A 12,274-nucleotide genomic window follows, 5' to 3' on the forward strand; every position below is an offset into this window, starting at 1 on the left:
AGCGGTCGGGTTTGGCGACTTCGCCATAGCTTTCCGTCCGGAATTGCGCCAATAAAGTATCGGGAAAACCGATATCGGCTTTCTGATAAATGAATTTGCGAAACCGGATTTTTCACAGCACCTTCCGCTTAGGGAACAAAGCCGCGCCTGAGAGCGCTGCCCCTAGCAATGGGAGATCGATGATGAATGCATTTCTGAAGTCGTGCACGGCGCTGACTGTCGCGCTGACTTTTTCCGGTCAGGCCATCGCCCAGGTCAAGGAACTCGGCAAGGGCGAGGGCGAGCTCAACATCGTTGCCTGGCCGGGCTATATCGAGCGCGGCGAGACCGACAAGAATTACGACTGGGTGACGGCTTTCGAGAAGGAAAGCGGCTGCAAGGTCAACGTCAAGACCGCCAACACCTCGGATGAGATGGTCTCGCTGATGAACGAGGGCGGCTTCGACCTTGTCACCGCTTCAGGCGATGCTTCGCTGCGTCTCGTTGCCGGCAAGCGCGTGCAGCCGATCAACACCGATCTGATCCCGAGCTGGAAGACTGTCGACGACCGGCTGAAGGATGCGCCCTGGTTCACGGTCGACAAGGTGCATTACGGCGTTCCCTACCAGTGGGGCCCGAACATCCTGATGTACAACACCGACGTGTTCAAGGAAGCGCCCAAGAGCTGGAATGTCGTCTTCGAGGAGATGAAGCTGCCCGACGGCAAGTCGAACAAGGGCCGCGTCCAGGCCTATGACGGTCCGATTCACATCGCCGACGCCGCCAATTACCTGATGTTCCACAAGCCCGAGCTCGGCATCAAGGATCCCTACGAGCTGAATGAAGACCAGTACAAGGCGGCGCTGGATCTTTTGCGCACGCAGCGCACGCTGGTCGGCCGCTACTGGCACGATGCCGCGATCCAGGTCGACGACTTCCAGAACGAGGGCGTGGTCGCTTCCGGCTCCTGGCCCTATCAGGTCAACACGCTGGTGGCCGCCAAGAAGCCGATCGCGTCCACCGTGCCGGAAGAGGGCGTCACCGGCTGGGCCGACACCACCATGATGGAGGCCGACGCCGCCCATCCGAATTGCGCCTATATGTGGCTCGAGCATTCGCTGTCGCCGAAAGTGCAGGGCGACGTCTCGGCCTGGTTCGGCTCGTTGCCGGTCGTGCCCGCCGCCTGCAAGGGCAACGAACTGCTCGGCGACGAAGGCTGCAAGACCAACGGCTACGAGAATTTCGAGAAGATCAAGTTCTGGAAGACACCGGTGTCGAAATGCGCCAGCCAGAACGACCAGTGCGTACCCTATTACCGCTGGGTGTCGGATTATATCGGCGTCATCGGCGGACGGTAACGCCATCACCCTCCCACAAAGGAGGGTCGACGCGCAACGTCGGGGAGGGTCTTCGAAGTGCCCCCACCCGGCTTCGCAGCGACCTCCCCCATCGAGGGGGAGGTCGGGCGTCGTGCGAGCTCGCACTCGTTTAACCGGCAACTGAACTAACAGGGCCCATGACCTCTGCCGTTTCCTTCAAACAAGTCTCGCGCCATTTCGGCAGCGTGCGCGCCGTCGACGCGGTGGATCTGGAGATCGCGCCGGGCGAGTTCTTCGCCATGCTTGGCCCGTCCGGCTCCGGCAAGACGACCTGTCTGCGTCTGATCGCCGGCTTCGAGCAGCCGACGGCAGGCTCGATCTCCATCTTCGGCGATCGCGCCGAAGGCGTTCCGCCCTATCGGCGCAACGTCAACACCGTTTTCCAGGACTATGCGCTATTCCCGCATCTGAACGTGCTCGACAATGTCGCCTACGGGCTGATGGTCAAGGGCGTCGGCAAGGCCGAGCGGCTGAAAGCGGCGGAGGAAACGCTGTCGCTGGTTCGCCTGCCGGGCTATGGCGCGCGCCGCCCCGGCCAGCTCTCCGGCGGCCAGCGCCAGCGCGTGGCGCTCGCCCGAGCGCTGGTCAACCAGCCCAAGGTGCTCCTGCTCGACGAGCCGCTCGGCGCGCTCGACCTCAAGCTGCGCGAGAACATGCAGGAGGAATTGAAGTCGCTGCAGAAGGTGCTCGGCATCACCTTCGTCTTCGTCACCCACGACCAGGGCGAGGCGCTTTCCATGGCCGACCGCGTCGCCGTCTTCAACGACGGCAGAATCATGCAGGTCGGCACGCCGGAGGATATCTACCAGCGCCCGAACACCCGCTTCGTCGCCGATTTCGTCGGCTCGTCCAATGTGCTGCCGCCGGATTTCGTCCAGCGCTATTCCGGCCAGCGTCGCTGGGGAAGTCTCCGGCCAGAATCGATCCGCGTTTCAAACGCGACCAGCGGCGACGGTGTCGCCGCGCGCCTCGTCGGCACGAATTATCTCGGCGCGACGACAAGGCTGGCGCTCGATGCCGACGGGTTGAGGCTGCATGCGGTCGTGCCGGCGGGCACGGCGCTGCCAGGGGAAGGTGAGGCCGTGATGCTCACCTTCAATCGCGACAGCCTGCATCTGATGGATGAACAGGCATGATGGCGCTTGGGACAATAGCCAATCGCACAGGCAAGGCGCTCTACGGTGCCCCCCTCTGGCCTGCCGGCCATCTCGCCCTCAAGGGGGAAGATCGGCAGTTCCTTCGCCGGCTTCCTTTTTCCGGCGCTGACAATTGGCGAAAGCGGCCGCGACATCCAATCTCCCCCCTTGAGGGGGAGATGTCCGGCAGGACAGAGAGGCGGGCGAAGGATCGCGGCCTTGGCCTTTACACGGTGGCCCCATGACCATCGCCGCTGTTCAATCCAATCCCACCCCCGCGATCCTTCCCGGCAGCGGCGGTCTGCGCGGCGCGCTCTCCGACCTCTTCTGGCGGCGGCCGACAATTCCTGCTCACCCTGATGCTGCTGCCGCCGCTTCTATGGCTCGGCATCGTCTATATCGGCTCGCTCTTCGCGCTGCTCCTGCAGAGCTTCTTCTCGATCGACGAGTTCTCGGGCCTCATCAACCGCGAGTTCACGCTGAAGACCTATGGCGACCTGTTCCAGGCCGCCAATCTCGACATCATCTTGCGCACGGTGACGATGGCGGCGCTCGTCACGCTTGCTTCGGCGGTCATTGCCTTCCCGATCGCCTATTACGCGGCGCGTTATGCGCGCGGCCGCTGGAAGGCGCTGTTCTATCTCGGCGTCATGCTGCCGCTGTGGTCGAGCTACCTGGTCAAGATCTACGCCTGGAAGCTGATCCTCGCCAAGGAAGGCATCCTCACCTGGCTGCTCGGCAAGCTGAACCTGCTCTGGCTGCTCGATGCGTGGCTGTCGCTGCCGATCGTCGGCGGCAACTCGCTGTCGGTGTCCTTCACCGGCACCTTCATCGTCTTCGTCTATGTCTGGCTGCCCTTCATGATCCTGCCGGTTCAGGCCGCGCTCGAGCGCGTGCCCGGCAACCTGGTCGAGGCCTCGTCCGATCTCGGCGCCTCGCCCGGGCAGACTTTTCGCAACGTGCTGTTTCCTCTGGCGCTTCCCGGCATCGTCGCCGGCTCGATCTTCACCTTCTCGCTGACATTGGGCGACTACATCATCCCGCAGATCATCGGCACGTCCCGGCTGTTCATCGGCCAGGCCGTCTATTCGCAGCAGGGCACCGCCGGCAACATTCCTTTGGCCGCCGCCTTTACCGTGGTGCCGATCGTCATCATGGGCTTCTACCTCTGGGGCGCCAAGCGCATGGGGGCTTTTGATGCGCTCTGACCGTGGTCAACGTGCTCCGCTCGGCCTGAAAATCGCCGCCGCCTGCGGCCTGCTCTTTCTGCATCTGCCGATCCTGCTGATCTTCATCTATGCCTTCACGACGGAGGAGAAGAGTTTTGTGTGGCCGCCGCCGGGGCTCACGACGCAATGGTTCGCCGTCACCTGGAACCGGCCGGATGTCTGGGATGCGCTGTCGCTGTCGGTCCGCGTCGCTGCCATCTCGACGGCGATCGCGCTGGTGCTCGGCACGCTTTGCGCCGCCGCCGTCTCGCAGACGCGCTTTTTCGGCCGCGAGACCATCTCGCTGCTGGTCATCCTGCCGATCGCGTTGCCCGGCATCATCACCGGCATCGCGCTGCGCTCCGCCTTCGCGCTGGCCGACATTTCGTTCTCGTTCTGGACGATCGTGCTCGGTCACGCCACCTTCTGCGTGGTCGTCGTCTACAACAACGCCGTCGCCCGTTTCCGCCGCACCTCGGGCTCGATGATCGAGGCCTCGATGGACCTCGGCGCCGATGGTTTTCAGACCTTCCGGCATGTGGTGCTGCCGAACATCGCCACCGCGCTGCTTGCCGGCGGCATGCTCGCCTTCGCGCTGTCCTTCGACGAGGTCATCGTCACCACCTTCACCGCTGGCCAGCAGCAGACGGTGCCGATCTGGATGCTGGAAGAGCTGATCCGGCCGCGCCAGCGCCCGGTCACCAATGTCGTGGCGATGGTCGTCGTGCTGGTGACGCTGCTGCCGATCCTCTTCGCCTATTACCTGACCCGCGACGGCGACCAGATCGCGGGGAGCGGAAAATGAAAACAGCGAATAGGGAGTAGCGAATAGCGAATAGGGAAAGCCGGCAGCCAAACCCCATTCGCTATTCGCTACTCCTTACTCGCTCCTGAATAGGAGAAACCCCATGGACACCCAGATGCTGATCGGCTCGAAATTCGAGAAGGGCACCGAAACCGAGGAGCCGATCCTCAATCCGAAGACCGGCGCGACCATCCTCAATTTGCCCGAGGCGAGCCCGGCGCAGATCGACGCGGCCGTCAGCGCCGCCAGACAAGCGTTCATCAGTTGGTCGCGCACGACGCCGGCGCAGCGCTCGGGCTACCTGCTCAAGATCGCCGATCGCATCGAGGCGGAAGCGAAAGAATTCGCGGCGCTCGAAGCGCTGAATTGCGGCAAGCCGATCAACGCCGTGCTCAATGACGAGATCCCGGCGATCGTCGACTGCTACCGCTTCTTCGCCGGGGCGGTGCGCTCGATGCCCGGCCAGGTCGCCGGCGAATACCTGCCCGGCCACACCTCGATGGTGCGGCGCGACCCGGTCGGCATCGTCGCTTCGATCGCGCCCTGGAACTATCCGCTGATGATGATGGCGTGGAAGCTGGCGCCGGCGATCGGCGGCGGCAACACGGTCGTCTTCAAGCCATCCGAGCAGACGCCGCTCACGGCGCTGAAGCTGGCGAAGATCCTCGCCGAAATCCTGCCCGAGGGCGTCGTCAACGTTGTGCTCGGTCGCGGCGACAGCGTCGGCAACACGCTGATCAATCATCCCAAGGTCAACATGATCTCGATCACCGGCGACGTCGCCACCGGCAAGAAGGTGCTGCAGGCGGCCGCCAAGTCGGTCAAGCGCACGCATCTCGAGCTCGGCGGCAAGGCGCCGGTCATCGCCTTCGACGACGCCGATCTCGGCGCCGTGATCAACGGCCTGCGCGCCTTCGGCTACTACAATGCCGGCCAGGACTGCACCGCCGCCTGCCGCATCTATGCCGGCAAGAAGATCTATGACAAGCTGGTCGCCGATCTGTCCTCCGCCGTGTCGACCATCAAATACAACCAGCCCGATGACACCGAAAACGAGATCGGGCCGCTTATCTCGCGCCGCCAGCGGGACCGCGTATCGAGCTTCGTCGAGCGCGCATCGGAGCTAAAGCACATCGAAATCACCACCGGTGGCAAGCCGGGCGAAGGTTCGGGCTTCTACTACCAGCCGACGGTCGTCGCCGGCGCGCTGCAGGAAGACGAGATCGTGCGCCGCGAAGTGTTCGGTCCGGTCGTTTCGGTGACCCGCTTCGCGGATGTCGACGAGGCGGTGAACTGGGCGAATGACAGCGACTACGGCCTTGCCTCGTCGGTGTGGACCAAGGATGTCTCGCGCGCCATGGCGACCGCCGCCCGCCTGCAATATGGCTGCACCTGGATCAACACCCACTTCATGCTGACCAACGAGATGCCGCATGGCGGATTGAAGCAGTCCGGCTATGGCAAGGACATGTCGCTCTACGCGCTGGAGGATTACACCGCCGTTCGCCACGTGATGGTGGCGCACGGGTAGCCGCCATTTGCCTCTCCCTTGTCGGAGAGGAGAGATCGCCCCGCTGCGGCGTGGCCGAAGCGCCGGGCGATCTTGGTGAGGCATAGCTGGTATCCGGCAGGCGAAGCCGGATACCAGCCGATTTGCCCAAGGGGCGGCAACCCGACCGAAGTGGCGCGGCAGATTTAAGCGGCCGTCCTGCCCTCCGCCGCCGAAGTCGCGGGCTTGATGTTCTGGTTGACCCGGAAGACGTTGAAGGGGTCATAGATGCGCTTCACCTGGCTCAGCCGCTCGTAATTTGCGCCATAGCTCGCCTGCACGCGCGCTTCTCCTTCGTCGTCCATCATGAAATTCACGTAGCCGCCTTCGCCGTTGTGTGGATGGATGCTCGCCCAGTAATTCTTGGCCCACTTGGTGAGGTCGGCGGCCTTGCCTGGATCGGGATCGATGCCGGCGATGACCATTGACCAGGTTGCGTCGCGCGCATTCCATGCCGTCTCATCCTTGCCGACGCGGCGGACGGCGCCGTCGATCGGGTAAAGATGCATGAGCGACAATTCGCTCGGCGCCTCGGCGGCCTGCGCGATATGGGTCGCGATGGCTTCGTCCGGAAGCGACCTGACGAAATCGCCCTTCCAATACCATTGCAGGCCTCTCGGAAGCAGCGGATCGAACATTGCCTGCAAGGCCGGGAACGGCATCATGCCCATCCAGTTGAAGATCGGCGGCGGCAGATTGTCGAGCAGCGGCGCCATGGCCTTGCGGCCATCCTCCTCGCTGCCGTTGTAGCAGGAAATGATGGCGCAGGCGCGCTTGCCCCAATATTCGCGCGGGAAGGGATCGGTCGAGGGAACGGTTTTCAGGCCGACAAAGGCGCCGAGATCTTCCGGCGCCTCCGGCAGGTAGTCGCGATAGGTCCGCATGACGGCCGGGGCATCCTTGGCCTCCCAGAACACCGGGCCGCCGAAGATCATGTTCACAGGATGAGCCTGGAACAGGAAGCTCGTCACGACGCCGAAATTGCCGCCGCCGCCGCGGAGCGCCCAGAACAGGTCCGGGTTCTCGGCTTTGCTGGCTGTCACCACGCTGCCGTCGGCCAGCACCAGATCGGCTTCGACCAGATTGTCGATGGTGAGGCCGTATCTGCGCGTGAGATAGCCCGTCCCTCCGCCGAGAGTTAGCCCGGCAACGCCGGTGGTCGAGACGATGCCGGCCGGAACAGCCAGCCCGAAAGGATGGGTGGCATGATCCACGTCCCCCGAAGTGCAGCCGGGGCCGACCCTCACGGTGCGCGTTTTCCGATCGACATGGACCCCCTTCATCATCGACAGGTCGATGACGAGGCCGCCGTCGCAGATCCCCAGCCCGGCGCCATTGTGCCCTCCGCCGCGCACGGCGATCAGCAGATCGTTGTCGCGCGCGTATTTCACGGCGGTGATCACGTCGGCGACATCGGCGCAGCGAGCAATCAGCAACGGGCGCTTTTCGATCATCCCGTTATAGACCTTGCGGGCCTCGTCATAGCCGGCATCGTCACGCAGGATCACCTCTCCGCGCAGGCTTTCACGCAGTTTTGCATGGGTTTCGTCGGTCATCGATTTGCTCCCTTGATTGCGCCAAACGCCATGCGGCGTCGGCGCCACGCATTTGTTGCTTCGTTATGCCGCCTCGACGGGCGGGTGCGTTGGATGGTGCAGGAAGAGCACAGTGCACCAATCCGGTGCCCGCCGCTTCGCCCGAAAGGACCAGCGGGGCATGGCCCGGGAGAGCCATGACACGGCAACCGACGCAGCCACCGGGGCTGGTCGCACCGGGCGTTCAGGCCCCGGGTCTTGTCGATCTGACGATGACGAGCGGCCGCTCGCGTCGCGGCCGCTCGTGCCACGCTGCTCGCCGCCGGGCCTCTCAGCTCCGGCCCGTCGACGATGCGGCTATTCCACGATCCGGAAGATCTGCCACTGGCTGGTGCCCGACACCACATAGGGCTCCAATTCCTTGCCCCATTTGGCATGCGCATCGATCTTGGCGATCTTGGCGAAGAACGCTTCCAGCTGAGCCAAACTCTCGACCTCATGATGGGACTCGATCGTCGCCTCTCGCGCGCCGATCGAGCCCGTCATGAGCCGGAAATTCAAATCGGCGAGCCCGACCTGCGAGCCGATCTCGCGCTCCCATTTGCGCATCAGCTCGAGTGCGGTCTGCTTATGTCCGAACTTGGCATCGATCTGCCATCTGGCACTGAACATGTTTGCTCTCCCATGATTGCGCCGTTTGATTGTCCGCTGTTGGTTGTCCGTGGGTTGATTATTCGTCCCAGGCCTGCACGACGGTCTGCCGCGCGATCCGCCCGTTCTTCAGCTCCACCATCGCCGCGCAGTACACCTTTGTGCCGTCCGGATAGGCGCAAGCCTGCGTGAAGGCGAGGCTGTCGCCCTCGGCGATGGTGGTGTCGACCTTGTGGGTCATGGCCCGGCTGCAGATATCGTCCCAGAAGGTGCTGATCGCCGCGCGGCCGCGGATCTCGCGCGGCTTGCTCGGCGGATTGTTGCGGTCGATCACCCGCACCAGCGCATCGTCGGTGTAGAAGCTCGACAGCAACTTGCCGTCACGGCCCTCGATCGCCTTCTTGATCGCGGCGCCATCCACGTTTCCTGTCTTGGTCAGCATGTCATCCTCCATATGCCCGTCTTCGATCGGGGCGGTTGACGAGGGAACCGCCCGGCGCTCGTCGCCGGGCGGGATTTCGTTCACTGCGACTTGGTCTTGACGGCGGCGAACAGGTCGTCGGTCTGTTTCTTGAAGGCGGCGAGATCGACTTGGCTGCCGTTGAGCATGGTCGACCAGTGGCGTACGATCGCCGCCATCGCCACCGCCTCCTTGATCTCCTCGTCGCTCGCGCCGTTCGCCTTGGCCGCCAGCGTGTGGAAGTAGATGCAGTACTGGCAGGGTATCTGCGAGGCGACCGCCAGCCCCATCAGCTCCTTGGTCTTGCCGCTGAGGGCGGTGTTGGGGTTGAGCTGCACACCCTTGATCTCGGCCCAGGCGCCGGCGACCGCCACATCGGGCAACGTCTTGAACATGTCCGGCACCGTGCCGAGCGTGGCCTGGATGTCCTTGTAGGCGGCGGTGGCCGAAGCGTCTTCGGCATGCGCCGGGGTGATGGCCAGCAAAGCACCCGCGGCAAATGCCAGCAGTCCGATCTTGCGACTGAGTCTCAGCATGTCATCCTCCATTTCGCAGGGCCTTTCGGCGACATCGCCCGGCCCGCACAGGGAGAATTGGTATCGCTTACGGTCTACCCAGCGCTTCCCCCGAAAGCGCCATGGCTCTCATGGCCCGTCCGGGCCAGCATGCCTCGCCGAAAAAGCCGCCGCCGCCGCGCGCGACGGCAGGTCGAGCTTGAGCAGGATGTTGGCGACGTGCCGCTTGACCGTATGCTCGCTGAGGCTGAGCTCGGCGGCGATCGCCGCGTTGCTCTTGCCGTCGGCGATCAGGTTCACCACCTCGCTCTCGCGCGCCGTCAGCGCGGCCGTATCGGCAGACTTTGCTTTGGGCCGGCAGGCCGGTTCCAGATGCTGCTCCGACGTCGCCAGAACCACCGGTAAAGGATCATCCAGCTCATCGAGGCTGACGCGTCCGGCGTCGACGAAATGCAGGCCGGAGCCAACCGCGAGATCGGCGACCAGCCGCGAGGCCAGGATGTCGCCGCGCCCGGCATAGGCGGCGAGCTGCATCGTCACCCGCGCCGTCAGCCCGACCGGTTGGCCGCGCATTTCGATCTCGCCGACATGCACGCCCTGCGCGCTTGCCACGCCGATCTGCTGTGCCGCCTCGCGCAGTGCCGCCGCGCAGCGTATGGCGCGCGCCGGCCCATCGAAGCGCGAGATCATCAATTCGGCATGCGTTCCGGCCGTGCGTCCGCCATGGCGCCCGACCAAAAGCCGCCAGGTTTCCTGGAAGTGCTGGCTGCGCTCGCTCCACATACGATCGCCGAGCTTGGCCGTGTCGTAGATGCGCGTGACCAGCAACGCGGCGAGCACGCGTTCCACATCGGCCACTGCCGGTTCCCCGGTCAGGAATTCCTCGATCAGGTCGGCCACTCGGTCGACGTCGCCGGTCCAGATCGGGTGGTCGCGCCCCGAGATTTCGACCAGACGGGCGTCGGGGATCTTCCTGGCCAGGAAGCGGCTGGCGTCAGGGTCGACGCGGGCGTCGTTACGGCGATGGATAAGGAATGTCGGCACACGGATCGTCCCGAGCATGTCGCGCACGTCGATATCGGCGTTCATGCGGGCAAGCGCTGCCGCGGCGGTCGGGCTGGCCGACAGCCGCTCGAACCGGGCCCACCATTGGGCAAAATGCGCGTCGTCCACCCGGCCAGGCGCGAAATTGGGCAGTGTCGCGCCGGTGCCCCAGGATGTTTCCGCCGTCTCGATAAAGGCCTCCAGCCGCTCCCGCGGCATCACCCATTTGTGGAAATGCGCATAGCCGCCATAAAGCACCAGCGCACGCGTCCGCTGCGGATAGGTGGCGGCGAACAGCATCGCCATTGGCGCCCCTTCCGAGGCGCCGAGGATCGCCGCGCGGCCGCTGCCGGCGGCATCCATCACCGCGCGCACGTCGTCCATGCGTGTTTCGAGGCTGGGAAGGTGTCGGCTGTCGACGCGGTCGGAAAGCCCGGTGCCGCGCTTGTCGAACAGGATCAGCCGCGAGAAGGCCGAGAGCCGCTTCAACAGGCGGCTGTAGCCTTCGTCTTCCCAATGCAGGTCGAGATTGGAGATGAAACCTGGCACGAAGACCAGATCGAACGAGCCCTGGCCGACCACCTGATAGGCGATCCGCACCTCTCCGCTGCGCGCATATCTGGTCTCGATCGGCCTCACGAGTTTTCCGCCTGGCCTGACGATTTCCGGTCGCCGACCTTAGCAGAAATGGGCCGTCTAAGGCAGAAGAACTTTAGAAAGCGGGAATATAAGACATTCGGCGACCGAGAGTTGCCCTGCCTATTTCCGGGGCGTGGCACCCACGATCTCAGCAGGCCTGACGTAGCCCAGGCTCGCGTCGGCCTGCTGCGGCGTCTGCGGCCGCTTGATCTTGGGTGAGGCGGCTATCACCAACTCGTCGAAATCCTCCGCGTCGCCGTCGAGCAGTTCGAAGAACTGCCGCCGCATCCTGGGCTCCCAGAATTTGTTGATGTGCTCGGCGACGCCGGCAATACCTTCCTCGCGCGGCTTCGAATGGAAGAAGGTGGCGATCTGGTTGGCCATGCGCACCAGCTTTTCCTTGGTGCTGGCGATGTGGTCTTCGTCATGCGACATGCTTGGCAACTCCGGAAGCCACCCGTTCGGGGTGGGTGAAAATATCGAAATCGTCCCCGCGCACCAGCGCCACAAGCGTCATGCCGGCGGCTTCGGCGGTGCGGATAGCGAGTGCTGTGGGTGCAGAGACAGCCATGATGATCGGGGCGCCGATGGCGGCCGTCTTCTGCACCATCTCTACCGAGACGCGCGAGGTCACCACGACGGCGCCGCTCGCGCCGTCGATTCCGGCCTTGGCCAGCGCGCCGGCGAGCTTGTCGAGTGCGTTGTGGCGGCCGACATCCTCGCGCGCCATCACGATGCCTTTCCCGGGAACGTAGAAGCCGGCAGCGTGAACCGCCCCGGTTTCGATGTGCAGCGGCTGCTGCTTCGACAGCAACTTCACCGAACGGGTGACATCCCCTGCGTCAAGCGTAAGCTTCGACGAACCCACGGCGTCGACCGAGCGCATCGCTTCCTCGATGGATTCGATGCCGCATAAGCCGCAGCCGACCGGCCCTGCAAGCCGGCGCCGCCGCGCCTGGAAACGCGTGTTGGCCTTGTCCTTCAGCCTGATCTGGATATCGATGCCGGCACCGAGATCCTCGACTTCGATGGCTTCGATCTCTTTTCGGTCGGCGACGATGCCTTCGGTCAGCGAGAAGCCGAGCGCGAAATCCTCGAAATCGGCGGGGCTCGCCATCATCACCGCATGCGTGGTGCCGGCATAGGAGAACGCCACCGGAGTCTCTTCGGGCACCATGCGGTTCGCGGCCGCAGTGCCGCCGGCGCGATGCGCGAGGCGAGAGATTTGAGTGACCGGACGGCGTTCGTTCGTCATGAGGCGCGCCCCTCTATACCGCCTGTCCTTCGCAGTAGCTGTGGGCGTTCGCGCCTTTCCTCTCCCCCGTCGATCGGGGGAGAGGTGTCAAGCGAAGCTCGACGGAGTGAGGGTCGGTC

General features: G+C 64.2%; 11 protein-coding genes and 1 pseudogene. 5 read left to right on the plus strand and 7 right to left on the minus strand.

What is annotated here, in order from left to right; translation table 11 throughout:
- The first annotated feature begins 182 nt into the window (after positions 1-182).
- The 5 genes and pseudogenes from ACVMIM_RS07005 (at position 183) to ACVMIM_RS07025 (ending at position 6,038) form a co-directional block, all read left to right on the plus strand.
- Positions 183-1,337 (plus strand): ABC transporter substrate-binding protein, encoded by a 1,155-nt coding sequence (locus ACVMIM_RS07005; protein ID WP_278047775.1) that lies wholly within the window; start codon positions 183-185, stop codon positions 1,335-1,337.
- A 158-nt stretch (positions 1,338-1,495) separates the two neighbouring features.
- Positions 1,496-2,494 (plus strand): ABC transporter ATP-binding protein, encoded by a 999-nt coding sequence (locus ACVMIM_RS07010; protein ID WP_476111352.1) that lies wholly within the window; start codon positions 1,496-1,498, stop codon positions 2,492-2,494.
- A gap of 241 nt (positions 2,495-2,735) precedes the next feature.
- Positions 2,736-3,702, plus strand: a pseudogene (locus ACVMIM_RS07015) (ABC transporter permease).
- Positions 3,692-4,507 carry an ABC transporter permease gene (locus tag ACVMIM_RS07020; protein ID WP_476111353.1) on the plus strand — a complete coding sequence of 272 codons (816 nt, stop codon included), beginning with the start codon at positions 3,692-3,694 and terminating at the stop codon, positions 4,505-4,507. Before ACVMIM_RS07015 ends, ACVMIM_RS07020 begins: the two are co-directional and overlap by 11 nt.
- 103 nt (positions 4,508-4,610) lie before the next feature.
- The gene (locus tag ACVMIM_RS07025) at positions 4,611-6,038 is read left to right on the plus strand and encodes a gamma-aminobutyraldehyde dehydrogenase (RefSeq protein ID WP_476111354.1); all 1,428 of its coding nucleotides are present in this window, start codon (positions 4,611-4,613) and stop codon (positions 6,036-6,038) included.
- Positions 6,039-6,202: 164 nt separating this feature from the next.
- Here the strand turns inward: ACVMIM_RS07025 and ACVMIM_RS07030 are convergent, their stop codons facing one another.
- From ACVMIM_RS07030 to fdhD, 7 genes are all read right to left on the minus strand, one after another.
- A complete protein-coding gene (locus ACVMIM_RS07030; protein ID WP_476111355.1) occupies positions 6,203-7,612 on the minus strand; it encodes an FAD-binding oxidoreductase in 1,410 nt (469 codons plus the stop codon).
- 336 nt (positions 7,613-7,948) lie between these two features.
- Positions 7,949-8,263: a hypothetical protein gene (locus ACVMIM_RS07035; protein ID WP_040993821.1), complete on the minus strand. Its 315-nt coding sequence runs from the start codon at positions 8,261-8,263 to the stop codon at positions 7,949-7,951.
- Between the two features lie 58 nt (positions 8,264-8,321).
- Complete coding sequence (locus ACVMIM_RS07040) at positions 8,322-8,684, minus strand: nuclear transport factor 2 family protein (protein ID WP_040994460.1); 363 nt, start codon at positions 8,682-8,684, stop codon at positions 8,322-8,324.
- An 80-nt stretch (positions 8,685-8,764) separates the two neighbouring features.
- Positions 8,765-9,238, minus strand: a complete 474-nt coding sequence (locus tag ACVMIM_RS07045) for a carboxymuconolactone decarboxylase family protein (protein WP_476111356.1) — start codon at positions 9,236-9,238, stop codon at positions 8,765-8,767.
- Between the two features lie 108 nt (positions 9,239-9,346).
- Positions 9,347-10,900, minus strand: a complete 1,554-nt coding sequence (locus ACVMIM_RS07050) for an alpha/beta fold hydrolase (RefSeq protein ID WP_476111357.1) — start codon at positions 10,898-10,900, stop codon at positions 9,347-9,349.
- Positions 10,901-11,020: 120 nt separating this feature from the next.
- A complete protein-coding gene (locus tag ACVMIM_RS07055) occupies positions 11,021-11,335 on the minus strand; it encodes a formate dehydrogenase subunit delta (RefSeq protein WP_476111358.1) in 315 nt (104 codons plus the stop codon).
- On the minus strand, positions 11,325-12,155 hold the full coding sequence (fdhD, locus tag ACVMIM_RS07060) for a formate dehydrogenase accessory sulfurtransferase FdhD (RefSeq protein WP_040993827.1): 831 nt from the start codon (positions 12,153-12,155) through the stop codon (positions 11,325-11,327). Before fdhD ends, ACVMIM_RS07055 begins: the two co-directional genes overlap by 11 nt.
- Positions 12,156-12,274: the final 119 nt, after the last annotated feature.

Source organism: Mesorhizobium sp. USDA 4413, assembly GCF_056280365.1.

Bases quoted from the DNA above. Each gene is read 5' to 3' on its own strand.
- ACVMIM_RS07055 (WP_476111358.1), bottom strand. From the start codon at position 11,335: ATGTCGCATGACGAAGACCACATCGCCAGCACCAAGGAAAAGCTGGTG.
- ACVMIM_RS07025 (WP_476111354.1), top strand. From the start codon at position 4,611: ATGGACACCCAGATGCTGATCGGCTCGAAATTCGAGAAGGGCACCGAA.
- ACVMIM_RS07010 (WP_476111352.1), top strand. From the start codon at position 1,496: ATGACCTCTGCCGTTTCCTTCAAACAAGTCTCGCGCCATTTCGGCAGC.
- ACVMIM_RS07040 (WP_040994460.1), bottom strand. From the start codon at position 8,684: ATGCTGACCAAGACAGGAAACGTGGATGGCGCCGCGATCAAGAAGGCG.
- ACVMIM_RS07030 (WP_476111355.1), bottom strand. From the start codon at position 7,612: ATGACCGACGAAACCCATGCAAAACTGCGTGAAAGCCTGCGCGGAGAG.
- ACVMIM_RS07020 (WP_476111353.1), top strand. From the start codon at position 3,692: ATGCGCTCTGACCGTGGTCAACGTGCTCCGCTCGGCCTGAAAATCGCC.
- ACVMIM_RS07045 (WP_476111356.1), bottom strand. From the start codon at position 9,238: ATGCTGAGACTCAGTCGCAAGATCGGACTGCTGGCATTTGCCGCGGGT.
- ACVMIM_RS07035 (WP_040993821.1), bottom strand. From the start codon at position 8,263: ATGTTCAGTGCCAGATGGCAGATCGATGCCAAGTTCGGACATAAGCAG.
- ACVMIM_RS07005 (WP_278047775.1), top strand. From the start codon at position 183: ATGAATGCATTTCTGAAGTCGTGCACGGCGCTGACTGTCGCGCTGACT.
- fdhD (WP_040993827.1), bottom strand. From the start codon at position 12,155: ATGACGAACGAACGCCGTCCGGTCACTCAAATCTCTCGCCTCGCGCAT.